This window comes from Candidatus Sororendozoicomonas aggregata (genome assembly GCF_031528575.1).
GTDB lineage: Bacteria > Pseudomonadota > Gammaproteobacteria > Pseudomonadales > Endozoicomonadaceae > Endonucleibacter > Endonucleibacter aggregata.
On the sequence record NZ_JAVLSP010000034.1, the window covers coordinates 1 to 25,948 of the forward strand.

The following is a 25,948-nucleotide window of genomic DNA, read 5'->3' on the forward strand; positions in this document are numbered from 1 at the left end:
ACCCACGGATGGCTGGGGGGGGACGGGGATTGTCCGCCTTGAGAGCGAGTCTGCATTGGAAATGCTCCAGCCATTTATCAACCAACTGGTGGCTCAGCATTTCTTTGTTGAGCGTTATGTGACCAACGACCACAGTGATTACCGGATTGATATTGTTGATGGTCAGTTTGTTGGCTGTTACGGTCGAAAAGCACCAAAGGATGATTGGAAAACCAATATCACCAGCGGTGGTAATGTGATTATGCGCGAGCCCAACGACAAAATTGTTGAGCTGGCAGTGAAAGCGGCCAAAGTGACGGGTCTTGAGATTGCCGGTGTTGACCTGATTTATGATCAGGAACGTGAGCAGTATGTCGTACTGGAAGTCAATGGTATTCCCGCGTTTGCGACGCCTGAGCAGGAAGAATTTGGCTTGAACTTCAACGATAACAAAATTGAAAAAATCGTTGACCTTATTGAAAGAAAGGTAACTGTGAATAAATTGCATAAAACGCCTGAAGAACCTAAGGAAACCAAGGAGCCTGTATATGCTGTCCGCTGATAAAAAACTGCCGACGATAGGGCTGCTTTACCTTGATCATGTTCTGCGTTTTTTTGATAAGTCAAATTTTAAAGACTGGCCTAATAAAATAGAGACTGTCGTATACCACTGGGGTAATGACGCTGAGCGTTTTATTGAAGAGGTGAAGCGCAAAAAAATTGATGTGCTGATCGGTAACATTCCTGCCACAGCCTATGAAAAATTTCGTGAGATTGCCCGTGAGCTGCCCCATGTAAGGTTTATACCTTCCATGGATACCCAGTTCGCTAACAAATCCAAGGAAAATGTGACCCATTTCTGTGAAAAGTACCGTCTTCCCATACCGAAAACGCATATTTTTTATGAAATGGATGAAGCAAAGGCGTTCATGAGGACGGCGACGTTTCCTAAAATTATCAAACGCTCCTATGGCCCCTCTAACTACGGAGGTTACTACGTCCATAAGGTTGATAGTGAAGCTGAGGCGTTGGAATTGCTGGCCGAAAAGCATTACTACCCGGTGTATCTGCAGGACTTTGTACCGATGAAAGCCGATATTCGTATCATGCTAATTGGTCACAAGCCTGTGTGTGCGTTCTGGCGTCGTCCTCCTGAAGGTGAATGGCTGACTAACACTTCCCAGGGGGGCAGCATGGACTATATGAATGTCCCTGAAGAAGCGCTGGAAGTGGCAGCGCGCGCGTCTAAAGCGGCAAATGCTGAGTACTGGGCGTGTGACATTGCGGTAAGTTTTGACAATGAATACCGCATTTTGGAATGCGCGACCGCCTTTGCCGCATTCCCTTATATTCGTGACTGGATTGGTCAGTACCTGATGTGGAAGCTGTCTGATGGCAGGATTCCTTGTCCGCATATCCCCCTGTATAACTGGGAAGAGCTGGGTAAAATCTCCTCTACTGTCCTTCGTACTATGCGTAATATTACCTTTAGTCAACATCAGGATATTCAGACAATAACGGATACCTGTGAAAACTTTCAGGCGTTGGATGATGATGGTTATCCTATGCTTAATACACGTAATAAAAGTGCTGAAGAATGGCCCAGTGAAATCTGGAATCGTCAGGATAATTACGCGGCGTCTTCTATTGCTGGTTCACATTCTTCTGTTGTTGGCTCACATAAAGAAAGTCTGAAGTTAATGTCGGTGGCTGAGCAGTTTTTGCGGCAACAAGAGCAGGCGTCAGATACCGGGATTGAGGAAGCCTCGACGCCAGCTTTGGTGCATAGTCAGGTCGTTTTGCCAAAAGTGGTGATAAAGAAGGTGAAAACAGAAGTACCCACTTTTGCGCTTACTGAGTCAGGTATGGTTGAGTTGCTGGCTGATGCCAGGGGAGTCAGTAAAAATCTAGCCAAGCTAATTATGGCAAAGTTTGGTTTGCCGGGGGTGATTGACGCCCTGCAAAATGACCCTCAGTTATTGACTCAGGTAAAAAATATTAAGGTAAAGCGCCTGACTAATATTATGAAGCGCTGGGAACTTCACCTGAAAACCTGTTAATGGATTAACGCCGGTTTTTTAGTGGGAGTGACTGACTGGCCTAAAGGCTGTTCACATTCTTTCCCTGACCGGAAAGAACGGCAGCCTTTCTCGTATTTTATAGGAGCCTGTCGGACTTATGCTTTCGAGCATAAAATTCAGTAGAGCGAGTCAGAATTTTCGATCAATTTGTGCGAATAGTTGACCTATTTAAGCAAATTGATCGGAAATTCTGGCCGCACTTTCTGGATTTTAGGCCGAAATTGTCTTAAGTCCGACAGGCTCATAGCCATTATTATGGATAATATAGACGTCGCCATCTGTTAATATCTGGATGCCATCGATTTATTATTAGTAGGCGTTTATTATAGGTATATATACGACACATAATAAACGAAAAGTACCTGATTCTATGAAACAGCAATATACCTCTTATCAGGAAACCATTGATTTCCTGGAACAAGCCATGGGGGATCACCCAGATCTTATCCGGTTGCAAAGTATTGGAGAGACCTGGGAAGGTCGCCCTATTATGATGGTGACAATTTCTCAGGATGTTGCCTATGCTGATGAGAAACCAGCATTATTATACACTGGTACGATCCATGCGCGAGAGTGGATAGGTATTGAGTTAGCCACTAAGTTTGTTAAATACATCATTAACAATTATAAAATCAACCCCCGCTTGCTCAGCGCATTGACTCGAAATACGTTGTATATGGTGCCATGCCTCAACCCCGACGGGTTTGAATACTCCAGACGCCACTTTTCCTTCTGGCGCAAGAACCGCCGTGATAATGGGGATGGCACTTTTGGGGTCGATTTGAACCGTAACTTTTCTGTACATTTTCGTAAAAGCAATGATACCGGGTCAAATATCTACGGTGGCCCTGAAGCTTTCTCAGAACCGGAAACCCTTGCGATCAAGCAATTTGTCGATAGTCATACGAATATTACCATTGCTCTGGATTATCATTCACAGGGTAATGTTTTTTTCCCGGCGCACAAGTTTAATCATGAAGAAGAAGTAGAAGGTGCTGATCTGAATATGCTCTGCGCTAATATGGCAAGTGAAATCAGAAAAGTGACAGGGCGGCAATACGGTATTCATCGGGGTAAACCACCGTTCAACTTGATTAACGGCAGTGGTCGTGAATATTATTATAATCAGGGAATTATTGCCACAGTTGTAGAAGTGGGTACGCGAAATATTCCAGATTATCTGGTAAATATGTCCCAGAGTGTCGATGAGAATATCCCCGCCCTGGTATCTGCGCTGGAGTCAGCTATAAATTACTCCAAACATGCGCCTGGGCGTGTAGCAAACTTTACTGCGGAAGCTATAGGCATTACCGATATCACATTTAGATGGGAGCATGACAGTGAAGCCGATATATACTTTGAACTCTTTCGCAGTGAGCATGCGAAAAGCCCCTGCTCCAGAGATAACTGCATAGCGGAAATACGCTCGCTGAGCTACACGGATGTCCAACTCAAAAGTGGGCAGCGCTACTTTTACCATATCCGCGCTGTTGACCGGGTAACAGGCATAAAGTCACCCTTTGCGCCTGTATTGAAGCTCAGAACCCGACTATCGAAGGATGAATTCCTGCATACACTGTTTCCTTTGAAAAAAGAAGTGGGTTATGTTGGTGAAAAAACGACACCTCTCAATAGTGGGCACTTCGGACATAATTCACTGTTTGTGGGTGTGAACAAAAATAAAGGCTGCTGTTATGGGGTGATTGCTTTTAATATGGATCAGTTCCCTTGTGACGCTCGTCTGAAAAAAGCGGCGTTTTCCCTTTATCCCATGAACCGTGTAAATGCAAAAATTGAAAAATACGGAGAGTGGTCGGTTTCTATTCTTGATGCCAGTGAGATCAGTGATATTACCTGTTATGACCAAATCGCCAACGCCACTGTTGTACAAACACTCGGCGCTGCGATTGAATCGGATCGATTGACACAGGGTATATGGACGCAGTGGTTATTTACGGAGGTTGAGCGCCGTATATTGCAGCAGCAGATGGATGGAGGTCGCCTTCTCCTTCGCCTGGAAGGGCCTGAAATATTGCCTTTAGGTAACGATTCCCAAATGATGCAGTTTGATATTGGTTATGGTCGTTTTGGCGGAGGTATACACTATCGACCAAATCTGGAGATTATTTATACCCGAGATAGCCAGCAGATCAGTCTGGAGCCGTCTGCTATCCATACCATTAATAAAAAAGAGGTGTATCCGGGCACCTTAAAATCGGGCTTCGATAAAAACGGCGATAAGGTTTATGGTCACTTGCGTTTTGACCTTAATGGCCTGCCTGATTCTGAGCGAACAGTTGTTACGTCAGCCTGTGTTCAGTTGAGGGCAAAAAATAAGCTCAAAACCCGCAAGGATATCCGTTTTACCATTGAGTTGGCGGAGCTGGAAGAGCTGGGTTATGCCAATGTACAAAGCCGTCAGCAAATTGAGTATGTGGGGTATGAAGTTAGCAATACACAACTGCGAGAAAATGCTACCCATAATTTTATGTTTGACAGCTATTGTCGTGCAATTTTAGAAGAGCTTCAGGCAAACGCCAAACCCGTTTATCTTATTGTTCGCCCAACAACGCCGTCAAAAGAACAAAATGCCATTATTGACTGGCACAGTGAAGGTGATTCTTATCAGGCACAATTGGTAATTAACTATATTGAGCGCCGCAAAAAGCCATTGCCTGCTCCGGCGGAACTGTCAGCAGTGATAGATAAAGGTAAGGTAAAGCTGACCTGGGTGAATCCTGACGACGGAGATTTTGTTGGTTGCTATGTCGTGCGTAACCGTTTCCACCCCCCTCGCTCTCCTCTTGATGGCGTAAAGCTCTATGCGGGGCCTGATGAGTATACTTTTGATGATTATGGCAACCCCAATATCCCCAAGTATTACTCAGTGTTCAGTTACGATAATGTGCCCAACTACTCAGTGCCTTCTTCGTTGATGTTTTCCATTGATGAAGTATTACCTGTTGTGGAGGAAGATATGCTTGAAACCCAGGAGGAAGAGGAGCAGCGACAGCAGGGACAGCTATACAGTGAGATAGAGCCGATCGATTGACAGCAGCCAGGAGCCTGACCGAGAATAGCGCCCTTAGCGAGGATTGCGAGAAATTGAGGATAAAAATTTCTGCTTCTGAGGATAATAGTGGGGCTATTTGACGAAGAAGCAGGAATTTTTAGACCAATTTATCGCAACCGTAGTAGGGTAGTCTATTCTCGGACAGGCTAATTTGAACTCAATGAAAGCCCCCTTGATCAAATGATTGGACACATCAAAAACCAGAACGACTCTGCCGATCTCAAGGGTGAGATGAAAGGGGAGTTGAGGCCAGCGACTGAAGCCCCGGCTTGATTGTTCTTTGTAGTTGTATCATTGTGTCATAAATGCCTGCTTCAAGCCCTTCGGCAAAACTTTTCGTCATGGCATCTGTCTGTATTTTTTGCGCCTCTTTGTCACTCATAGCCTTCAGCGTGTCAACGGTGGTTGCCGGACTTGCCAGAATATCCAGGCGCTGGGGTTGTTCAAAAGCGGCAAGTCGGCCTATCAGATAGCCGAAGGTAAACTGGACTTCACCAATCGGTGAAGCATTGTCCAGTCGCGCCTGTTCATAAGCTTCTTTGATGAACAGGCTCAGCGTTGAGGACGCGCTTTGCTGGAGGGGAGTGATAATGGTTTTAGCAATGGTGTTATCAAGGTATTGTTGAAAGGCTTTATGTGCTTGTCGCTGGCCAGCCAGCCATGACGCACCCGGCTGTTGACTTTGACCAGGGTTTTCCGGGGATAGTAGTTGTCGCTGAACAATAGAGACCCAGCCATTAATATACTCATCGCGTGAAACCGGCTCGTCTTTACCCGCAAGACCGGCAAGGGGACTTGTCTCGTATTGTTTGTTGATTTGGCACCACAGGCTAACCAGTGGGTCTTCAGAAGGTTTAGAGCAGTCGAATCGTTTAACGGCAACAGACTGAAAATCATCCAATGTTCTTTTAAGCTTCAAACAATAAGCCCCCAGTGCAATGCAAGTAGCAGCCAATACTGCCAGGGTAATATGCTTCATTTTCTACCAATCCATACCTATACCAAATTTCATATTGCCATTGTATTTTTCATAACCATCACCGGGTATATTCGTCCATGTATAGTTATGGGCCAACTCCAACCAAAGGTTTGTCCTGATCAGATATTTTAGCCCGATTTTACCATCGAATTTTATCGAATTTTCTTCACTCAACCAGTGAAAATTAGTGTCATCATAAACAGAAAGAACATCCGTAATTTTTTGATTGTAGCTCAGCTTTGTATAGACAGAAGGCGAAGTGCTGCTTGCTTCTGTTCGATAGTTAGCAATACTGTAACCGGGACCGGCCTCAAGTGACAGTGACAAAAAATCGCTGTCATAGAACTGGTAACCGACACCGGCATTGACAGTGGTTAACTTAAAAGGGGTCGTTGTATCATCATGACTGTAGGACGCATTCAGCGCATAGAACATTTTGTCTGTGCGGAAATAGTTATAACCGTAATCCAGCTTGTAGGTTTCATCGGTATTTTCATTAGTCTTCGCATTCTGCGCTGTCCAATTTATAGTATTCCGGTTTTTGGTATTACGCGCCTGGTGTTTGCCTGACGCGCTGAGGGTAAATTTTTTGGTATCTTGCTTGCCGATATCTTCCAGGTTGGCGTAGCCTGATAAATGGTTTGTATACAACCAAACATTCTCAGGTGCCTTAGCCAGGTCATCTGCGGTAATTACGCTGGTTTTGGTAGAGCCTGCCACGCCACTACCAATAAAGGGCTCAGGGGGTTTTACCGTCACTTTCGCGGCCTTCTTGGGCTTTGCGGGCAGTACTGGTTTTTTCGTTGTCAACTCAGCAATAGCGCAGAGGTTTTTTGCATTACCGCCGTTCTTAGCGCGATTAAGGGAATAGAAAGGAGACTGGTCATCAAAGGTAATGAACCGGAAACTTTGTTGCCCTTTCATGCGCACCCAGAAAGAACCTTTAAACTGAATGCTGTGGATGCCGGATACGGGAATTGTCAGTTTTCCGAAAATCGGACTTTTTGCTGCCACCGTGTCGCTTTCAATAGAAGCAATGCTGGCAGTGATCTGATCGCCATTGCTCAGAATAATAATGTCGGCGAAGCTATTTAAGCTCTGAGCGCATAGCAGTGCGGCCGTAAGCTGGGTACAGCGCTTTCTCATCCGAATGAGACCTATTGATTTTACGTTAATGTTGTCGGTGCTGCCGTAGTATAGACCCTGGTGGCAGACATCAACATGGTGGAAAGCGTCAAGAATTGTCAGTAATCTTTGAATACCTTGGCGAGTTACCGCCCAGTTTTGTCAATGGGGAGTAAATACGACTTTAAATAGAGAGTAAATACGACTTTTCACGTCTTCCAATCACCTTAACCTTTGTCCATTTAGTTGTAATTTTGGGTGATAGATCATAATAGCGGTGTCGTGCTTTCTTATGTTTTGGCCAACGGAAAGATGAGGTTTTTCAGCGCTTAAACCTTTTGGTATTAGCCGCTTTTATTCTGATGACGATGACTGGGCGTTTATGAGCGAAATCTGCAAATCGAAAAGCATAAAGTGGGAAGAGTGGAAAGAGTGGGAAGAGTGGAAAAAGTGGTATTTGGCATTGCTATCTACGCTCACCCATACATCTGACCCACTGCCTGATTTTGAACTATACTGGCAAATGAAAAGCATCCTGAAGATAGTCACGTTTTTAAATTTTCCTCGTCGTCTTTGATGCTTTTTTTGGAGGCCATCTTAAAAGTCTTGCTGCTACTGCGACGGCCAAAAAAGGGACTAAAAATCGCTTTTTGTCGTTCACCATAACCACTATTGTCTCACTAAAGCGATGTTTTCTTTCCCTTGTCTGGCGGACTTCGCTACACACAGATCGTTAAGACTGCCTATTATTGAGTCCGCTGAAAAACCGTCTGCACTATAGTATTTAGTCATGGGCGGCAGGAGTGTATCATGAGTGCGAAGTCTACCTTAAGGACTAGAAAGTTCATGGGGAACAAATTACTTATCTTTACTACACTGCTCTTGAGCTTATCCGTCGTGGGTAAGGCTTATTGCAAAAGGTCTTACATCCAAATTGAAAATACAATGCGGCCATTGCAAACGGGAGGCGCTTACCCGATAAAAGGCTTCACAATTGAAACCGATGGGAAGGGTAAATGCATGCATAGCGTGACTCCCAGTTCAACCAAGGCTCTTTTTGCGGCGGGTCCTACCTCCATGGATATATATTTTGACTCCGGTGGTAAATCCTGTTGGTTCAGGTCAAGCGCGCAGAGTTTCAATGTGATAAACAATGATACACAAAGGGTTGTCGGCTCATTTAGATGGTACAAGCACGCAGGGGAGGCACCGGGAATAGAATTTGAAAAAAATATTGGCCATTTTATGGTTGATGTAACCCATGGAGAGCTCTATCGCGACAAATTAAATATCAGTACTAGAAAAACGGGTGTCGACCAGTACCAACAGCACCAACAAGGTTGACCGCGATCAGTGAATGAATAAAGTAAACCATCTGATCACAGCGCGCATTGGTTCTTGGCGACCTTTGCGCAATGCTAAACGGTTTAACACCTTGGCCTTCAGACTGACGATAGTACTGCAAGCATTACCAAGCCTTGGTTTCTAACAGCCGCTAATGGTGATGGAGTAAATGCATTATCACAGACGTATGCGGTCCGGGCATTGTCCATAGCCCAAATGCCACCATCATGGCTGCCGCAATGTTTCGGGTACATTGTGATTGAATAAAGACATTTAGCTGTTTGGAAAATAGCCCGGTAAGCAAAACAGCAGGTGTTGTGCCAAGCCCAAAACACAACATGAGCAATGCGGAAAGTTGTGGCTCTCCCTGGCTGGCAGACCATATGAGCGTACTGTAAACAAGACCACAAGGTAGCCAGCCCCATAACGCGCCCACCGCCATTGCCCGTGGTAAACTGCGAATAGGCAATAAGCGATTCGCTACAGGTTGTATATATCGCCATAACAGGCTACCCGCCTTTTCCAGCCGGGTCAGACCGCGCCAAAGCCCGGACAAATAGAGTCCCATGGCAACCAGCATGCCACCAGCAATAAAACGAAGGGACATTTTCAGTGTTGCGCTGCTGTCGCCCAGAAACCAGCCTGCTGCCCCCAGCACAAAACCCGCTACAGCGTAGCTACTGATTCGCCCCCAGTGGTATCCAGACATTAATAATAAAGAAGGCATCCGGGTTTCTTTAGGAATTGACAAACTAAGGGCTGAAGTAATACCCCCACACATACCAATACAGTGGGCACTGCCTAACAAGCCAAGTGTAAAGGCGGAAATAAGAAGTGGTAAGTTACTGATCATAAGGTCCGTTTTTTTTTACAATGTCGTCATCAAACAAAATACTGTGGGCTGGCCCTTCCAGGTCATCAAACTGTTCATTATCCACAGCCCAGAAAAAAATACCGACAGCCAGCGCAACAATAATCAGTGCCAGTGGAATAAGAATAATCAGGCTTTCCATTATGAAACCTTTAACGGCTGGTGTTGTACGATAATCGCTGAAGCTTTTGCTTTGTTGCTAACAGGCCGATTTAACCGTAATGCGTTAGTGACTACGATCAATGAACTCAGTGACATGCCTGTCGCTGCCATCCAGGGAGCAATCAGGCCAGCAGATGCCAGTGGCAGTGCGATGACATTATACAGAAGCGCCCAGCCCAGATTCTCCCGAATGATCTTGCGGGTTTTACCTGTTAACGCAAAAGTCTCTGGCAAACGTCGTAAATCCATCGATAGCAACACCGCATCAGCACTGGTGCGTGCCAGGTCAGAGGCATTTCCCATGGCAAGGGATATATCCGCACCGGCCAGCACAGGGACATCATTAATGCCATCACCTACCATTAACACTTTGTCGCCTTGCGATTGACATTGGCGGATAAATGCCAGTTTATCAGCCGGGCTGGCTTCTGATACCCAATGCTCAATACCCAATGTTTTAGCCACGGTGGCGACCACCGGTTCCTGATCACCACTGAGGAGTGAGACTTTTCGACCGGTGGCTTTTAAGGCATCAATGGTAGATGTCGCTTCCGGCCTTAAGCTGTCTGTAATACGGAACCAGCAAAGAGGGTTGTTTTCACAACTCAATAACAGCCATTGACCCTCACCCGGTGGATTTGGCAATATTTTTTTTTGCAGCGCAAACGACGGCTTTCCGATACGATAGCACTGGCCTTCAATGATACCTTCAAGACCTTTGCCCGTGTGGTTGATTATGTGTTCTGCCTGAAATGGGGTATAAGAAAACGCATGGCTGAAGGCTTTGGCTATGGGGTGTTCAGAATGGGCTTCCAGGGCAGCGGCTAATTCCGTCAGTATCTGCGGGTTATGGGTAATCGTTGGAAAAGGGAGTATCTCGGCCAGCACAAGATTACCCTGTGTCAGGGTGCCCGTTTTATCAAAGATAATATGACGGGTGTTATTAAGTCCCTCCAGCACATGACCACGAGTGACCAGAAGTCCGGCTTTATGCAGTGCGCCTGTCGCTGTTGTCAGCGCCATGGGTGTTGCCAGTGACAGCGCGCAAGGACAGGTAACAACCAGCACAGACAACGTAATCCAGAAGGCATTTTCCGGCGATTTACCTGTCCAGTAGACATAAACGGTACAGGCGACCACCAACACTGCCAGGACAAACCAACCCGCAAGCCGGTCAGCAATTTTAGCAATGGCAGGCTTTTCCTGTTGCGCCCGCTGAAGCAGAGCGACAATACTGGCCATTTGTGTTTCATTGCCAGTATGCGTCACCCTTACTTCAATGGTATTGTCCTTGTTGATACTACCACCGAGGACTTTATCGCCGACTTGTTTGCCCACAGGCATAAACTCACCTGACAGCATTGATTCATCAATGCTACTTCTACCTTGAATGAGAATGCCATCTGCGGGAATACTATCGCCAGGAAGTACTCTTACTTTGTCGTTAACTTTCAGATCACTCAAAGGAACGCGAACCCACTGACTACCATCATATTTGAGGCAGCTGGCAGGGAGTGATTGTGACAGTGTCCGTGAGGCAATTGCCGTAGCATGACGGGCTTTCAGTTCAAGATAGCGACCTGTGAGCAGAAAAAAAGTAAACATGCACACAGAATCAAAATAGACTTCACCGCTGCCGGTATAAGTCGCCCAAAGGCTGGCGATGTAAGCGCCGCCAATGGCAATGGAAACAGGCGTATCCATGCTGAGATGGCGGGTTTTAAGATCGCGCAGGGCCGCTTTAAAAAACGGCATGGCTGCGTAAAAAATGACAGGGGTGGCAACAATGGCGCTGACGTAGCGGATAAAGTCCCGGTAGTTTTCACTCATATCATTGCTGATAGCACCTGAATAGAGGGCAATGGCATACATCATTACTTGCATGGCGCCAATACCCGCCACAGCCAGGCGTCGAATAAAGCGACGATTTTCTTTTTTGAGTAAAGCGTCCTGGCGGTCTGCACGCCAGGGATAAGCTTTATAGCCAACGCGATAAATATTGAGCATTATAACGCTCAACGGCAGGGCATCGGACGACCAGGTAATTTGTGCTTCGTGGGTGCTCAGATTAACATGCACGGACTTCACGCCCGTAATTTGAGTCAGGTGTTTTTCCAATAACCAGATACAGGCAGCGCAGGTGATACCTTCAATTAACAGGTTGGCCTGTTTAAGGCCATTTTCTTTGGAGTAGACAAAATCAGCCTGTTGATCATCCCTGTCATAAATTAACAGCTCACCTTTAAGCGTGTCACTAAGACCTTCTCCCTGTTGCGCGCTATCAGTACGGTGTTGATAATATTTTTCCAACCCGCCAGCAATAATAGCTTCCGTCACGGCCATGCAGCCAGGGCAGCACATGGGTTGATCAATACCAGCAACGCAGGCATGAAACAAAGGCTTCCCATTGATGGGAAGCTGACAGTGATAACAGCGAGTGTCAGACATGGCGCTGGTACCTTTACTTGCCCAAGGTCAGCGTGATGCCAGGGGAAATAGCCATTTTTTGATTCAAACGCCAGCCAGCTTCATAACCAACTTCAGGGATAGGTTCATTGATAGTCTCCAACTGGACATAGTAGACACCCGTCACTTCTTCTGAGAGTTGTCCTACATATTCACCAGACACAGAGCGGTTAAGGGTAATCAGCTTATCTTTGTTTTCAGATACGGGTGACAACAGGCTGAATTTTAACTGCTCTGGCAGGTTTTCTTCCGGGCCGCTGAGCTTGACACGCACTTCTCCAAGTAGGTCATCGATAACAATGTTGGCAATTATACCCAGTGTTTTGGCATTCTGATCCCGGGTCAGATCCCTGTTAATGGCTTTACCGCTTTTGTAGTAGTCATCTACCACGACACTGTCGGCATTACTGAAGGTAAATACAACCTGAAATATGCCCCAGCATACGGTCACACCCATAATGCCAATGATTAACCATGGCCAGGGTTCTTTATACCAGGGCGTGAAGGAGTCCGCGGGTTGTTTCATCGCTAAAAACCTGTCTTATTCTGAGGGGTAAAGGGCACCATAAAGCGGCTTTCAGTTTCTACAGGAGGTATCGCCGGGTCAGAAGACTGAAGAGTAAAGGTAATAGCCTGGCTGTCAGGCGCACCCTCAACTTCAGGCGCCTGTACTTTAAAGAGGTAATCAACCCGTTCACCAGGATTTACGACAATAGGAGTATTTTCAGGGATACTCAAACCTTTGATGCCCGCTACTGTCAGGTTCAGTGTTTGCCGTATGTTGGTTTTATTGCCAACTTTTATCAGGTATATATTTTCAATGTGGTTATCTGCTGTTATCCGGTAGAGCGTGTTGCGGTCACGCATGACATCCATTTCCAGCAAGGGACGGGTGCTCAGAGACCACATAAACAGGCCAAAAATTACCAGTAATGAAGCGACATAACCGATCAGACGGGGACGCAGTAAACGGGTTTTTCCACCAGAGAGTTCTGCCTCGGTGGTGTAACGAATCAAACCTTTTTCGTAACCCATTTTATCCATAATGCTGTCGCAGGCATCCACGCAGGCAGCACAACCAATGCACTCATACTGTAATCCATTACGAATATCAATCCCGGTTGGACAAACCTGTACACATACCGTGCAGTCAATACAGTCACCGAGGCCTTGAGATTTAGGGTCGGTATTACGCTTTCTTGCTCCCCGTGATTCGCCACGGGCTTTATCGTAGGCAACAACGAGCGTGTTATTATCAAACATCACGCTTTGAAAACGCGCGTAAGGGCACATATGAAGGCATACCTGCTCACGCAGCCAGCCAGCGTTGATGTAAGTGGCCAGAGTAAAAAAGAGCAGCCAAAAAGAACCCCAGGCACTGACTTGCAACGATATGAGGTCAGGCATAAGTCCGCGAATAGGGGTAAAATAACCAACAAAAGTCAATGCGGTGATAAAGGCAATTAGCAGCCAAAGACTGTGCTTAGCCAGTTTTCTGAGGAGTTGCTCTTTATTTAAAGGTTCTTTGTCACGCTTGATACGCTGATTTCTTTCTCCTTCGGTAAGCCTTTCAGCCCACATATAAACCCAGGTAAAAACGCTTTGGGGACAGGTGTAACCACACCAGATACGGCCTGCGAAAACAGTGATGGCAAACAGCCCGAAGGCGCAGATAATCAGTAGCCAGGACAGTAAAATAAAGTCCTGGGGCCAGAAGGTCGTGCCAAAGATATGAAACTGTCGGGCAGAAAGATCAAACAGCACAGCTTGCTTCCCCCCCATATTGATCCAGGCCGTGCCAAAAAACAATAAAAAGAGAAAGGTGCCACCAGCGAGGCGAAGGTTCCGGTAAAAGCCTGAAAAACTCCGGGTATAGATTTTATCCTGAACAGGGTGCAGAGGAATTTGATGGGAAGGTGATACGCCCTGGCGGCTGGCGGAATTGCTCATTGTCGTGTGTTGTCTCTTGTGGGTGGGAGCAGGCCTGCCAAGGCAGGCGCTACAGGGTGTTGCTGGTTATTTATTACTGGGATTTCTCATCCTTCTTGCTCAGACTGTAGATATATGCGGCTACCAGGTGCACTTTTTCTTCTCCCAGAATATCTTTCCAGGGAGGCATCACGCCATTACGCCCATTACGCACGGTATAAGCCACCTCAGCGAAGCTGGAGCCGTAGAGCCAGTCATTATCGGTCAGATTAGGTGCCCCCAGCGCATGGTTGCCGGTGCCGTCTTTGGCATGACACACGACACAGGTTGTGTCAAAGATGGTTTTCCCAGCCGCCAGTGTTTGTTCGTCAACACCCGTTTCCAGACCAGCCATGGCACGTACGTAGTGGGTTACGTTGGTCACGCCCTCATTACCAATGACAGCGCCCCAGGCTGGCATTTGCCCCTTGCGACCATGCATAATGCTGGTTTTAATGGCATCTGATGAGCCACCGTACAACCAACTGTTGTCAGTCAGGTTTGGAAAACCAAAATTACCTTTGGCATCACTGGCATGACACAGCGCACAGTTATTGATGAAAATTCGCTGCCCCATGCGTACGGCCTTCGGATTATCAATCAGCTCATCAATAGGCGTTGCCCCATAGCGAGCAAACTCCAAGGCAAAACGACGGTCATGCTTTAATTGTGCCTGCTCCAGTTCGCCGACAGAGGTCCAGCCATAAAAGCCTTTCCAGCTTCCCAGCCCCGGGTATAGCAAAAGGTAGACTGCTGAAAAGACAATAGTGGCCACAAATAGAATCAACCACCATTTGGGCATAGGGTTATCCAGCTCTTCAATGCCATCAAAACTATGACCAGTGGTTTCTTCAGTGGGGCCTTTACGCTGGGATTTCCAAACAAAAAACAAGACGCCAATGACCAGTGCCAGACAGATCAGCGTCAGAGCAATAATCCAACCGCTCCAAAAGCTACTCATGATCTAACAGCTCCCTGTTGGTCAGCCAAAGAAGACTGGTGTTGTGGGATTATTTTCTCTTCGATCTCGTCGGCAAACGGCAGGTTTACCGCTTCATCAAAGTCGGCTTTGCGGCGGCTACTGTAGGCCCAGAGCACCACTGTAATAAAGGCAATAGCGGCAAATAGCGTGGCCAGGCCGCGTAATGTATTGATATCCATTAACGGTTCTCCCTGACGGCGGTGCCGAGTGATTGCAGATAGCTGATGATTGCGTCCATTTCTGTGTAGCCTTTGACGTCTTCCGTCGCGTTAGCAATATCTTCTTCGGTATAGGGCACTCCCAAAGCCTGCAATGCTTTCATTTTTTTGGGAGTCTGCTTACCATCGAGTTTATTCTCAGCCAGCCAGGGGTAAGCGGGCATGATGGACTCAGGCACAACATCCCGTGGGTTCATCAGGTGAGCTCGGTGCCACGCGTCAGAGTAGCGCTGTCCCACACGAGCCAAGTCAGGACCGGTACGCTTGGAACCCCATAGAAAAGGATGATCGTATACTGACTCACCGGCAACGGAGTAGTGACCGTAACGCTCCACCTCAGCACGCAGAGGACGAATCATCTGAGAGTGACAGCCCACACATCCTTCACGAATATAAATATCGCGGCCTTCCAATTGCAGGGCGGTGTAGGGCTTGAGACCTTTGACCGGCTCTGTGGTTTCTTTCTGGTAAAAAAGCGGAACAATTTCAACCAGCCCACCAAAGCTGATGGCCAGCACAATAAGCGCCATCATCCAGCCAATGTTTGTTTCTACAATGCCGTGTTTTTTCATAATGTTATCCCTCGTCCTGTCACACTGCCGCAGAAGGGGCGAAGGCTTCAGTGTTGATTTTTGCCTGCCGGCGGGTACGGTAGACGTTGTAGGCCATCACCACCATACCGGCAACAAAGAAAGCACCACCAATGGCTCGAACAATGTAGCCGAAGTGGCTGGCAGACACAGTTTCAACAAAGCTATGGGTCAGAGTTCCATCGTCGTTAACTGCACGCCACATCAAACCCTGAATAATACCGTTAACCCACATGGCAACGATATACAACACAGTACCAATAGTAGCCAGCCAGAAGTGCGCATTGATCAGCCTGGTGCTGTACATGTCTTTCAAACCGTGGACCCTGGGAATAAGGTGGTACAGCGCGCCAAAAGACACCATCGCTACCCAGCCAAGGGCACCAGAATGAACATGACCAATGGTCCAGTCAGTGTAGTGAGACATGGCGTTAACGGTTTTGATGGCCATCATTGGGCCTTCGAAAGTGGACATACCATAGAAGGACAGCGATACCACAAGAAATCGCAGGATGGGGTCTGTGCGCAGTTTATGCCAGGCACCAGACAGGGTCATGATACCGTTAATCATGCCCCCCCATGACGGTGCCAGCAAGATCAGTGACATAACCATACCCAGGCTCTGGGCCCAGTCAGGCAGTGCCGTATAATGCAGATGGTGAGGGCCAGCCCAGATATAAATGGCAATCAGCGCCCAGAAGTGCACGATGGACAGACGATAGGAATATACAGGTCGGTCAGCCTGTTTGGGCACAAAGTAATACATAATGCCCAGAAAGCCTGCCGTCAGGAAGAAACCCACTGCATTATGGCCATACCACCATTGAATCATGGCATCAGTAGCACCAGAATACATGGAGTAGGATTTTGTCAGTGACACCGGAATGGCCATGTTGTTGACAATGTGCAAGACGCCAATCGTAATGATAAATGCACCATAAAACCAGTTAGCCACATAAATATGCTTGACGTTACGGCGCTTGATTGTTGCAAAGAAAACAATAGCGTAAGCAATCCAGACAATGGCTATTAAGATACTGATGGGCCACTCCAATTCGGCATACTCTTTAGATGTCGTGTATCCCATGGGCAAGGTAATGGCTGCCAGCAAGATAACGAGCTGCCATCCCCAAAAGGTAAAGCTGGCCAGTTTGGGAAATGCCAGTTTTGTCTGGCAGGTACGCTGAACCACGTAAAAAGACGTCGCCATTAACACGCAGCCACCGAAGGCAAAAATGACGGCGTTGGTGTGTAGTGGTCTGAGTCGACCAAAACTGGTCCATGGTAAATCGAAGTTTAACGCGGGGAAGACCATTTGTGAGGCAATAAACAGCCCCATGCCCATCCCCACAACTCCCCATACGACGGCCATCAGTGCAAACTGGCGAACAACCTTAAAGTTGTAATCTGCCGTTTGCTGGCCAGGCTGTATTGGTACTGTGCTCATACTACATGCCCTGGATGATTTCAGTTGTGTGTTGGTGTACCTGAAGAGAGGGCAATGGTTGGGCGCGGCTTTTTGAAAGATCAAACAAACCGTAACACTCAACATATAGTTATTGAGTATTAAGATATCAGTCCTGCTCAAAAATGATGGTTTGCTGTGCGGGTTCAGGCAATCTCGGTTTCAGACGTTATTTGTCATTAGCCGGTTGTTGTGCAACTCGTCGAATAGCAAAATCATAGCCCCCTCTGATTTTGGTGGTATGATACAAAAAAGTCCGCGCAATCGCTATGGGTTTTTATACGGAAGTAAAGGTGATGCCCGTGAGCCTGTCGGACTTATGCTTTCGAGCATAAAATTCTTTACACTGACGCCTGGTCCCGTTCAAATAACCAATCCAATACAGGAGCCATACATGGCAGGCAAACTGACGATGGAAAACCTGAAAGCCGCCGTCGCCGACGGCAGCATCGATACAGTGATTGCCGCCCAGGTAGATATGCAGGGGCGTTTAATGGGCAAGCGCTTCCATGGCGAATTTTTTATCGACCGCGCGTGGAGAGAAACTCACTGCTGCAATTACCTCCTTGCCACAGATATGGAAATGCATCCCGTTGGGGACTATAAAAGTACTTCATGGCAATCAGGCTACGGCGATTATGTGATGAAACCTGATCTGGATACGCTGCGCAAAGTACCATGGCTGGAAGGCACGGCCTTAGTGATCTGCGATGTTCTCGACCCGCACACCCACGAAGAAGTCCCCCACTCACCACGCACGATGTTGAAAAAACAAATCGCTTTATTGAAAGCCGCCGGGCTAAACGCGATGTTTGCCTCCGAGCTTGAATTCTTTATCTTCAAACAAAGCTTCGAGCAAGCCCAGGAGCAAGGCTATCAAAATCTGAGTCCGATCAGCGCCTATAACGAGGACTACCATATATTCCAAACCACCAAGGAAGAGGGCTTGATGCGCGCCATTCGCAATGGATTAAACGGTGCTGACGTTCCCGTCGAGAATTCCAAGGGCGAGGCGTGCTCAGGTCAGGAAGAAATCAACGTGCGTTACACCGATACACTTAACATGGCCGACCGTCATACGATTATCAAACAAGGCTGTAAAGACATTGCATGGCAACAGGGTCATGCAATCAGCTTTCTTGCCAAATGGAGTTATGACGCGGCTGGTTCGTCATCGCATATTCATCAATCCCTTTGCGACAAAAACGGTACTCCCGTATTCTTCGATAAATCACAACCCCATGGCATGTCGAAACTGATGAAGCGCTACCTGGCTGGTTTATTGAAATATTCTCGCGACATTACCTACTTTCTCGCGCCCTACATCAACTCATACAAACGCTTTATGGAGGGCACCTTTGCACCGACCAAGTCCGTTTGGTCCATGGATAATCGCACCGCGGGTTTTCGAATCGTTGGCGAAAATACTGCCTCAATCCGCATTGAATGCCGTATTGGCGGGAGCGATCTAAACCCTCACCTGGCGATGGCCGCCTTATTGGCTGCTGGCCTGAAAGGCATGGAAGAACAACTGGAACTCGAAGATATGTATAACGGTGACGCCTATCAGGGAAAAGACCTGCCCGAGATCCCCCTTACCCTGCGCGAGGCAACCTTGGCATTGGCAAGTTCGGACATGCTCCGCGAGGCCTTTGGCTCCGATGTCATCGAACATTATGCGCGCGCCGCTATGTGGGAACAAGAACAATACGATCGCCGTGTGACCGACTGGGAAGTAAACCGCGGCTTTGAACGCGCATAAAAACGACACTGAATTTTTAGCTGGCAACGACAATGACTCAACTACTCCGTTGTATTTCTCCAATTGATCAATCTGTTTACGCAGAGCGACCACTGCACAGTCCACAAGCAATCAAAGCGGCTCTTACCCAAGCCCATGCAGCGCAAAAAGAATGGGCTAATGTAGCGCTTGGTGAGCGAATTAAAGTGGTGATGGCCGGTGTTGAGATGCTCGGATCGATGAATGACGAAGTGGTACCAGAACTAGCGCGTATGATGGGGCGCCCTGTGCGCTTCAGGGGCGAATTCCACGGCGTGGAAGAACGTTCAAGCTATATGGCTTCTATCGCTCACCGGGCACTGAAGAGCATTGAGATAGAACACAGCGATGCGTTTGAACGACGTATTTTACGCGTACCCCATGGCCTTATCCTGGTCATCGCTCCCTGGAATTACCCCTACATGACGGCCATCAACTCCGTCGTTCCGGGTTTGATCGCAGGCAATGCCGTGTGCATTAAACATTCCCCTCAAACGCTATTGGCGGGCGAACGTATGGTGCATGCCTTTGTCAAAGCTGGCCTGCCGGAGGCGCTCTTTCAAAACCTGTATCTCTCCCACGAACAAAGCGAAGGCTTACTGAAAGAACGTGCCTTTGATTACGTCAATTTCACCGGGTCTGTGGACAGTGGTGCCGCCATCGAAAAAGCGGCGGCCGGCACATTCACTCCAATGGGTTTGGAGCTTGGCGGCAAAGACCCGGCCTTCGTGATGAGTGATGCTAACCTTGAAACCGCATCCCATACGCTTGTGGACGGGGCCATATTTAATTCAGGCCAAAGCTGCTGTGGTATCGAACGAATTTATGTGGAATCAGCCGTGTATGACGAGTTTGTCGAGCGCTGCGTGGCCTTGGTAAAGAGTTACCAACTCGGAAATCCCCTCGATGAAAATACAAATCTCGGGCCTATGGCACACAGACGTTTCGCGGCGCAAGTCCGCACGCAAACGCAGCAAGCCCTGTCACTCGGCGCTAAAGCTTTGATCGATACCCGTCAATTCGCTGATGACGGCGGCGCTTATCTTGCGCCGCAAATTCTGGTAAACGTCAATCATGATATGGACGTGATGAAACGAGAATCTTTCGGCCCTGTCCTTGGCATTATGAAAGTCAAAGACGAACACGAAGCCCTCAGACTCATCAACGACAGCCCTTATGGTTTGACGGCCTCACTCTGGACACAAAACCCGGATCAGGCCACCAGGCTCGGCAAACAAATAGATACCGGAACCGTCTTTATGAATCGCGCGGACTACCTTGACCCCGCGCTCTGTTGGACAGGCCGCAAAGATACGGGTAAAGGCGGCGCGCTTTCAGAGATAGGCTTTCACAATCTCACCCGCCCTCAATCGTTCCATTTTAAAAAGTAGAGGTGACCATGATGACAACACACGCTAACTGGTCCTACCCTACTCATATTCGTTTTGGCGCAGGCCGTCTGCGGGAAGTTGGTGAAGCATGCGCGGACATCGGTATTGAAAACCCATTGGTCGTGACCGACAAAGGCTTAGCCAAACGCCCTATCACACAAACGCTTAAAAACACCCTCAACGACAACTGTCTGAATTTTGGATTTTTCAGCGGCGTCGAGCCAAACCCTACCGACGAAAATCTTGAGGCTGGCCTGAAAGCCTATATTGAGGGAAAACACGACGGCGTTATTGGTTTTGGCGGTGGCTCAGCCCTGGACTTAGGCAAGCTGATCGCCTTTCAGGCAGGACAAACCCGGCCAATCTGGGATTTTGAAGACATTGGCGACAGGTGGACTCAGGCAGACACCGAAGTAATCGCCCCCAATATCGCCATCCCCACCACGGCCGGAACCGGGTCAGAAGTTGGCCGCGCGGGTGTATTGACGGATAGCAAAAATCACGTCAAAAAAATCATTTTCCACCCCAAAATGCTGCCTAGCCGCGTCATCGCTGACCCTGCTTTAACTGTGGATTTACCCCCGGTGGTTACGGTGGGAACGGGCCTGGATGCCTTTATTCACAGCCTGGAAGCCTATTGCTCGCCATCCTATCACCCAATGAGTCAGGGAATCGCATTAGAAGGCATGCGGTTGATCAAAGAGAATTTGCCGATCGTTTATGAGACCCCTTCCAATATGGAAGCCCGCGGCCATATGATGACCGCCGCTGCCATGGGGGCTACAGCTTTCCAAAAAGGTCTCGGAGCCATGCACGCCCTCTCTCACCCTGTCAGCGCGGTATTTAACACCCCCCACGGCATGACCAATGCCGTCGTCATGCCTGCCGTACTGAGGTTCAACCGCCCAGCCATCGAAGAAAGTATCACGTCAGCTGCCTCTTATATGGGAATAGATGGCGGCTTCGATGGTTTCTACGATCACATGATCGCACTCTCTGAAACACTAAATGTCCCGAAATCACTTGAAGAACTCGGCGCAAACCCGGGCAAAATTGAATTACTCGCAAAAATGGCTATTAAAGACCCAAGCGCTGGAGGAAACCCGGTTGAGTTGACCTTAGAGGCCGCGATTAATCTTTATAGTGAGTGTTTTTAAACCCTGATCAAGCCGTGTCGTCAATGTGGAAGAATGGAAAGTACCGTGGCTCACTTACTTACCAAGGCAAGTCGTTGCCCAAAGAAGCGACAACATTGACCTGGCTTCTCCACACCATCGCAAAAGTGGGTGGCTGGCGTGGCTCAGTAAGCGGGGTAAACACAGCCCAGAGAATTTTAACATCAGACTCAAAAAGGGAGGTGCTACACTTTTATTATATATTCGTAGCAATTCGGTAAAGAGTGATGCGTGATTTTTATTTCACCTTCAAGTACGGTCATAGTCACTTCCCCGGCCATATCAGAATTACTGCTGAAGATCAGGAAGCAGCAACGGCGTTGATGAACAAAAATTACAGTGATCAGTGGTATCACTGTTATGATCAGTTGGCAGATATTGAGCCAGTGGAATGCAATGAGGTAGGGCATATTACCCAGACAGATAGCAAAGCCTCTCTGCTGGCGAAATATTCTACGCGGTCACCTGAAGAAAATATTTTGTATCATTAAGCCAGCCTCAAACTCCAGGAGCCTGTCGGACCGATAGTCACAGGCTGCTTGGTAACCGGTATCAGCCGACGACCCTTCCAACTTCGCTTTACGCGGCAAGCTGAACGCCAGCCCTGTGTTGCAGCGCCTCGCAATAAGCAGGATTTATACCAATCGACGCTTCTAAATGCGCTTTACGTTGACAAACTGAACGCCAGATCCGCATTAAAACGCCTCGCGATAGCTCGGGCTATTACTCGTCGTTTTGCCTTGTTCTGACGCCCAGTTTGCAGACTCTTACGGTAGTTAGAAAAGACGATTAATAGTAGAAACTGCCTGTTTCCCCTATTTGTTCACTACATGACGCCCATGCTTTTTAGAAAACCGAAAAACAGGCGGCTCTTCCGTGGGTTCTGCTTATCACAAAAAATCATGAACCGTTTATTATAAAAAGCGATGTATGGTTTGAAATGAATGGGCTAAAAAAATGGTGGATTTCAGTTATTAATAGTTACGGTAGTCTCATCATTTGATGTTGTTGGCTATATCATTTTTTATTCTATCCATCTCATTATTGGAAGCTATTTATCTGGTTTTAATTGACGGTTTAATCAAAAAAATAGTCTATTTTTAGACAGTTACGCGTTTCAAATGAGATGTCAGTTATGTATTTACTCTTTTTTTATGCTTGTTTCATGGCGCTGTCAGTGTCAGTAAGCCCAACAATTTATGCTGATCCTGATTCCAATCAACCTTTTGGCCCGACCAACGTTATACTTAATCACCCTAATAATTTGAGCAATCATCTGGAGGAGGCAAAAGACAATTTAACAGACGATTTTCATAAGTACTGTCGAACCATGCTATTGGCAGAAGCAGAAGGCTTTACCGATAAGGAAAACTTTTTGAATAGCGAAAGGAAGTCACCTCGTTACTATTTATTCAAGTCGTTATGTATCCGCCATTTCTGGGCTCCTACCTTCGATAGTTTTATGCGGTACATTGTACACGGAGACCCTGTTCAGGTTTCAGAACTCCCCTTGTTGAAAACCATGATAAAACTGTGTGAGGCACACCCCGGAATGACTATTGGTGAGATGATCAGCGAGGTAGAAAACCAGCAGCACGAAGATGAGGGTATCAACACTTTTTTAAGCTATAAAAACAACAGTCTCGAAAAGCATCAACAAGCGCTGGATGAGATCGTCGGCTTCTATCAGTCCGATAACGACGGGGAATACGAGGGTATCAACCCTGTTTCAGACGACAAAGCCAACAGTATCCACAAGCATCAACAAGCGTTGGCTGAAGTCGGCTACGATGAGCTTGAGAACAGCGGGGAATCCTGTGGGGAGTCCTGGTTTGACGGCTGGTTTGAACACACAAGATTCTCTGGTGTGATAAGCAAACTGACAAACCTGGCTTCTTCCTTTGTCTCCCCTTTGAGCTTGCTAGTGACGGGGCTGCCCTGTGGCGTGTCAGGTTTTGATTGTAGAAGTGGGGAAACAGTACCGGATAATCGGGTATGTGATGGCAAATGGCACTGCTCTGACGGTAGTGATGAGGCCACCTTCTTTACGATAGATTTCGAGACCCCCTGTTTTCTATGTAGAGATGATAGTAAGCTGATTCAGAGTAAACTGCTCTGCGACGGCAAGAGACAGTGCGAGGACGGCAGCGATGAGTCAACCAGCGATGACTATCCCGTCTGTTTCCAATGTAGCGAGGGTGAGCTGATTCGCCGTAATCACAAGATCTGCGATGGCAAAAACGACTGCGGCAATGGCAGTGATGAGCGTGTCAGCGGCGAGAATCCGTCCTGTCTTCGATGTACAAATGGCGCTATGAGACCTATTGCATTTAAATGCGATGGCTACAGAGACTGCCGTAGTGGCAGTGATGAGCTGGCGTGTAATAAGCCTGATACTACTAGCCCCACTGGTAGCCCTACTATTGGCAACTCCTATGTTTGTGAAAACGGGAAAACCATCCCGGCAGGACAGCGCTGTAATGGAAATCACGAATGTGCTGACGGGAGTGATGAGCAAGCATCAAGGTGCTGTGAAAATCCAGAGCAGTGGGTTAACGGTACTACCGGGCTGTGTGTTAAAAAAGGCGACCCCGGCACCAGATTCTATGTCTGTCAGAACGGGCATATCATCAATAAAACATTGCACTGCGATGGCAATGACAACTGCGGTGACCGGAGTGATGAGAAAGTAGCAACGTGCTGTGAAAATCCAGAGCAGTGGGTTAACGGTGCTACCGGGCTGTGTGTTAAAAAAGGCGACCCCGGCACCAGATTCTATGCCTGTCAGAACGGGCATATTATGAATAAAACATTGCACTGCGATGGCGATGACGGCTGCGGTGACGGGAGTGATGAGCGTCCATCAGATTGCTGTGGAAGCAGTGTTCACTCTGTCACCGGGGAGTGTAATAAAAAAGGTGACCCTGACACCAAATTCTTTGTCTGTGAAAACGGGGAGCGAACCATTCGGGATGACTATCGCTGTAATAATGATTTGAATTGCCCTGACGGCAGTGATGAGCGTACCAACGGCACACGCCCTCCCTGTTTTCGTTGTGAAAATGGTCGGGTGATTCACAAGTCTGTTTTCATCCAATGCGATGGGGCTAACAACTGCGGTGACTGGAGTGATGAGAGCACCAGCGGTGAGAACCCTCCCTGTTTTCGTTGTCAAAACGATAAGGTGATTAACCGTGATAACTATCTCTGTGATGGTAGTAACCATTGCGATGACTGGAGTGATGAACAGGCCGCGGACTGCTGTAAAAATCCGCGGCGGTGGGTTAACGGTACCACCGGGTTGTGTCATAAAAAGGGAACACGGGGCCACAAATTCTTTGTTTGTGAAAAAGGGCATACCATCCGAGGAATATGGCATTGTGATACTGGTGACGATTGCGGTGACAGGAGTGATGAAAAGACCAGGGACTGCTGTGTAAATGGGGAGCTGGGGGTTGATCGTACCACCGGACTGTGTAACAAAATAAGACACCCTGGCGCCAAACTTTATGCTTGCGAGGACGGGCGAACCGTCGCCGGAGATAAGCGCTGTGACGGTACTATAAACTGCCCTGACGGCAGCGATGAGCGTACCAACGGCACATACCCCCCGTGTTTTAAGTGCAACGATGGTCGATTAGCGTTCGCTGAAATACGCTGTAACGGTGTAATAAACTGCCCTGACGGCGGTGATGAGCGTACCAACGGCACACACCCCCCGTGTTTTAAGTGCAACGATGGTCAGGTGAAGCCCACTGAGATGCGCTGTGACGGGAGTATAAACTGCGCTGACGGCAGTGATGAGTTGGCGTGCAATAAATTCAATATTACTCATATTGGTAATACGACGAATTTTGGTAATACGACGAATTTTGGTAATACGACGAATTTTGGTAATCATTCTTCCATGGGCAATTCTACTGATCTTACCGACTCTCCTGATACGCCTGATACTAATAATGCTGTTTTAAGCGCGCTTCTATCGACCCCAGTCCTGGTGGCGATAGGCGCAGGGGCAGGCCTGGCCTATTATGCTGTAATGCTGGTCATTGAAAAAGATAAAATAAAGTCAGAAGGTAAGTTTAAATGGCTGGTTTCTCCTATCACCACCCCCTATAAATACCTGAGGCGTCGTTGTGGCCACCAAGAAGTTGAAGCTGAGGAAGTGTAGCCAATTATAATCCGTCGTCGTTTAATAATCAGCGGTTTATCAGCGCTTTGCCAGGATATCGAATATTGATGGGTGTCCTGGTAATACCCTGGTAATAGCCCGAACAAACGCCGCATATCTTGCCTGTT

At 47.6% G+C, this 25,948-nt stretch carries 21 protein-coding genes; 10 read left to right on the top strand and 11 right to left on the bottom strand.

Annotated features, from left to right (window positions below; genetic code table 11):
- The 3 genes from V4C51_RS08415 to V4C51_RS08425 all read left to right on the top strand — a co-directional run.
- The coding region (locus V4C51_RS08415; RefSeq protein WP_330925708.1) for an ATP-grasp domain-containing protein at nt 1–541 on the top strand (541 nt) is incomplete at its 5' end.
- The gene (locus V4C51_RS08420) at nt 528–2,039 is read left to right on the top strand and encodes an ATP-grasp domain-containing protein (protein WP_330925709.1); all 1,512 of its coding nucleotides are present in this window, start codon (nt 528–530) and stop codon (nt 2,037–2,039) included. The genes V4C51_RS08415 and V4C51_RS08420, both read left to right, overlap by 14 nt.
- A gap of 391 nt (nt 2,040–2,430) precedes the next feature.
- A complete protein-coding gene (locus V4C51_RS08425) occupies nt 2,431–5,112 on the top strand; it encodes a M14 family zinc carboxypeptidase (protein ID WP_330925710.1) in 2,682 nt (893 codons plus the stop codon).
- Between the two features lie 241 nt (nt 5,113–5,353).
- Here the strand turns inward: V4C51_RS08425 and V4C51_RS08430 are convergent, their stop codons facing one another.
- Nucleotides 5,354–6,112 carry a hypothetical protein gene (locus V4C51_RS08430; RefSeq protein WP_330925711.1) on the bottom strand — a complete coding sequence of 253 codons (759 nt, stop codon included), beginning with the start codon at nt 6,110–6,112 and terminating at the stop codon, nt 5,354–5,356.
- Between the two features lie 3 nt (nt 6,113–6,115).
- Nucleotides 6,116–7,258, bottom strand: coding sequence for a DUF481 domain-containing protein (locus V4C51_RS08435; RefSeq protein ID WP_330925712.1), 1,143 nt, complete (start codon nt 7,256–7,258; stop codon nt 6,116–6,118).
- 361 nt (nt 7,259–7,619) lie between these two features.
- Between V4C51_RS08435 and V4C51_RS08440 the strand changes: the two genes are divergently transcribed.
- Together V4C51_RS08440 and V4C51_RS08445 are read left to right on the top strand one after the other, a co-directional pair.
- On the top strand, nt 7,620–7,814 hold the full coding sequence (locus V4C51_RS08440; RefSeq protein WP_330925713.1) for a hypothetical protein: 195 nt from the start codon (nt 7,620–7,622) through the stop codon (nt 7,812–7,814).
- A gap of 233 nt (nt 7,815–8,047) precedes the next feature.
- Nucleotides 8,048–8,581 carry a hypothetical protein gene (locus V4C51_RS08445; RefSeq protein WP_330925714.1) on the top strand — a complete coding sequence of 178 codons (534 nt, stop codon included), beginning with the start codon at nt 8,048–8,050 and terminating at the stop codon, nt 8,579–8,581.
- Nucleotides 8,582–8,732: 151 nt separating this feature from the next.
- On the opposite strand, the gene V4C51_RS08450 is transcribed toward V4C51_RS08445, so the two are convergent.
- From V4C51_RS08450 to ccoN, 9 genes are all read right to left on the bottom strand, one after another.
- Nucleotides 8,733–9,434, bottom strand: a complete 702-nt coding sequence (locus V4C51_RS08450) for a sulfite exporter TauE/SafE family protein (protein ID WP_330925715.1) — start codon at nt 9,432–9,434, stop codon at nt 8,733–8,735.
- Complete coding sequence (ccoS, locus tag V4C51_RS08455; protein WP_330925716.1) at nt 9,424–9,594, bottom strand: cbb3-type cytochrome oxidase assembly protein CcoS; 171 nt, start codon at nt 9,592–9,594, stop codon at nt 9,424–9,426. The genes V4C51_RS08450 and ccoS overlap by 11 nt, the downstream gene beginning before the upstream one ends.
- A complete protein-coding gene (locus V4C51_RS08460) occupies nt 9,594–12,062 on the bottom strand; it encodes a heavy metal translocating P-type ATPase (protein ID WP_330925717.1) in 2,469 nt (822 codons plus the stop codon). The genes ccoS and V4C51_RS08460 overlap by 1 nt, the downstream gene beginning before the upstream one ends.
- Nucleotides 12,063–12,075: 13 nt before the next feature.
- Nucleotides 12,076–12,606: a FixH family protein gene (locus V4C51_RS08465; RefSeq protein ID WP_330925718.1), complete on the bottom strand. Its 531-nt coding sequence runs from the start codon at nt 12,604–12,606 to the stop codon at nt 12,076–12,078.
- A 2-nt stretch (nt 12,607–12,608) separates the two neighbouring features.
- Nucleotides 12,609–14,030, bottom strand: coding sequence for a cytochrome c oxidase accessory protein CcoG (ccoG, locus tag V4C51_RS08470; protein WP_330925719.1), 1,422 nt, complete (start codon nt 14,028–14,030; stop codon nt 12,609–12,611).
- 73 nt (nt 14,031–14,103) lie between these two features.
- Nucleotides 14,104–15,009, bottom strand: a complete 906-nt coding sequence (gene ccoP, locus V4C51_RS08475; RefSeq protein ID WP_330925720.1) for a cytochrome-c oxidase, cbb3-type subunit III — start codon at nt 15,007–15,009, stop codon at nt 14,104–14,106.
- Entirely contained in the window at nt 15,006–15,209 is a 204-nt protein-coding gene (locus V4C51_RS08480) for a cbb3-type cytochrome oxidase subunit 3 (protein WP_330925721.1), read from the bottom strand. Before V4C51_RS08480 ends, ccoP begins: the two co-directional genes overlap by 4 nt.
- Nucleotides 15,209–15,820 (bottom strand): cytochrome-c oxidase, cbb3-type subunit II, encoded by a 612-nt coding sequence (ccoO, locus tag V4C51_RS08485; protein WP_330925722.1) that lies wholly within the window; start codon nt 15,818–15,820, stop codon nt 15,209–15,211. The genes V4C51_RS08480 and ccoO overlap by 1 nt, the downstream gene beginning before the upstream one ends.
- A 19-nt stretch (nt 15,821–15,839) precedes the next feature.
- Nucleotides 15,840–17,285 carry a cytochrome-c oxidase, cbb3-type subunit I gene (gene ccoN, locus V4C51_RS08490; RefSeq protein WP_330925723.1) on the bottom strand — a complete coding sequence of 482 codons (1,446 nt, stop codon included), beginning with the start codon at nt 17,283–17,285 and terminating at the stop codon, nt 15,840–15,842.
- A 412-nt stretch (nt 17,286–17,697) separates the two neighbouring features.
- Between ccoN and V4C51_RS08495 the strand changes: the two genes are divergently transcribed.
- The 5 genes from V4C51_RS08495 (at nt 17,698) to V4C51_RS08515 (ending at nt 25,820) form a co-directional block, all read left to right on the top strand.
- Nucleotides 17,698–19,065: a glutamine synthetase family protein gene (locus tag V4C51_RS08495; protein WP_330925724.1), complete on the top strand. Its 1,368-nt coding sequence runs from the start codon at nt 17,698–17,700 to the stop codon at nt 19,063–19,065.
- A 32-nt stretch (nt 19,066–19,097) separates the two neighbouring features.
- Nucleotides 19,098–20,474 carry an aldehyde dehydrogenase family protein gene (locus V4C51_RS08500; RefSeq protein ID WP_330925725.1) on the top strand — a complete coding sequence of 459 codons (1,377 nt, stop codon included), beginning with the start codon at nt 19,098–19,100 and terminating at the stop codon, nt 20,472–20,474.
- 8 nt (nt 20,475–20,482) lie between these two features.
- Nucleotides 20,483–21,631, top strand: coding sequence for an iron-containing alcohol dehydrogenase (locus V4C51_RS08505; RefSeq protein ID WP_330925726.1), 1,149 nt, complete (start codon nt 20,483–20,485; stop codon nt 21,629–21,631).
- Nucleotides 21,632–21,876: 245 nt separating this feature from the next.
- On the top strand, nt 21,877–22,140 hold the full coding sequence (locus V4C51_RS08510) for a hypothetical protein (RefSeq protein WP_330925727.1): 264 nt from the start codon (nt 21,877–21,879) through the stop codon (nt 22,138–22,140).
- Nucleotides 22,141–22,784: 644 nt separating this feature from the next.
- Nucleotides 22,785–25,820, top strand: a complete 3,036-nt coding sequence (locus V4C51_RS08515; RefSeq protein WP_330925728.1) for a hypothetical protein — start codon at nt 22,785–22,787, stop codon at nt 25,818–25,820.
- The last annotated feature ends 128 nt before the right edge of the window (nt 25,821–25,948 follow it).

Coding starts and splice junctions, on each gene's coding strand:
- V4C51_RS08420 (WP_330925709.1), top strand. CDS start 528: ATGCTGTCCGCTGATAAAAAACTGCCGACGATAGGGCTGCTTTACCTT.
- V4C51_RS08425 (WP_330925710.1), top strand. CDS start 2,431: ATGAAACAGCAATATACCTCTTATCAGGAAACCATTGATTTCCTGGAA.
- V4C51_RS08430 (WP_330925711.1), bottom strand. CDS start 6,112: ATGAAGCATATTACCCTGGCAGTATTGGCTGCTACTTGCATTGCACTG.
- V4C51_RS08435 (WP_330925712.1), bottom strand. CDS start 7,258: ATGAGAAAGCGCTGTACCCAGCTTACGGCCGCACTGCTATGCGCTCAG.
- V4C51_RS08440 (WP_330925713.1), top strand. CDS start 7,620: ATGAGCGAAATCTGCAAATCGAAAAGCATAAAGTGGGAAGAGTGGAAA.
- V4C51_RS08445 (WP_330925714.1), top strand. CDS start 8,048: ATGAGTGCGAAGTCTACCTTAAGGACTAGAAAGTTCATGGGGAACAAA.
- V4C51_RS08450 (WP_330925715.1), bottom strand. CDS start 9,434: ATGATCAGTAACTTACCACTTCTTATTTCCGCCTTTACACTTGGCTTG.
- ccoS (WP_330925716.1), bottom strand. CDS start 9,594: ATGGAAAGCCTGATTATTCTTATTCCACTGGCACTGATTATTGTTGCG.
- V4C51_RS08460 (WP_330925717.1), bottom strand. CDS start 12,062: ATGTCTGACACTCGCTGTTATCACTGTCAGCTTCCCATCAATGGGAAG.
- V4C51_RS08465 (WP_330925718.1), bottom strand. CDS start 12,606: ATGAAACAACCCGCGGACTCCTTCACGCCCTGGTATAAAGAACCCTGG.
- ccoG (WP_330925719.1), bottom strand. CDS start 14,030: ATGAGCAATTCCGCCAGCCGCCAGGGCGTATCACCTTCCCATCAAATT.
- ccoP (WP_330925720.1), bottom strand. CDS start 15,009: ATGAGTAGCTTTTGGAGCGGTTGGATTATTGCTCTGACGCTGATCTGT.
- V4C51_RS08480 (WP_330925721.1), bottom strand. CDS start 15,209: ATGGATATCAATACATTACGCGGCCTGGCCACGCTATTTGCCGCTATT.
- ccoO (WP_330925722.1), bottom strand. CDS start 15,820: ATGAAAAAACACGGCATTGTAGAAACAAACATTGGCTGGATGATGGCG.
- ccoN (WP_330925723.1), bottom strand. CDS start 17,285: ATGAGCACAGTACCAATACAGCCTGGCCAGCAAACGGCAGATTACAAC.
- V4C51_RS08495 (WP_330925724.1), top strand. CDS start 17,698: ATGGCAGGCAAACTGACGATGGAAAACCTGAAAGCCGCCGTCGCCGAC.
- V4C51_RS08500 (WP_330925725.1), top strand. CDS start 19,098: ATGACTCAACTACTCCGTTGTATTTCTCCAATTGATCAATCTGTTTAC.
- V4C51_RS08505 (WP_330925726.1), top strand. CDS start 20,483: ATGATGACAACACACGCTAACTGGTCCTACCCTACTCATATTCGTTTT.
- V4C51_RS08510 (WP_330925727.1), top strand. CDS start 21,877: ATGCGTGATTTTTATTTCACCTTCAAGTACGGTCATAGTCACTTCCCC.
- V4C51_RS08515 (WP_330925728.1), top strand. CDS start 22,785: ATGTATTTACTCTTTTTTTATGCTTGTTTCATGGCGCTGTCAGTGTCA.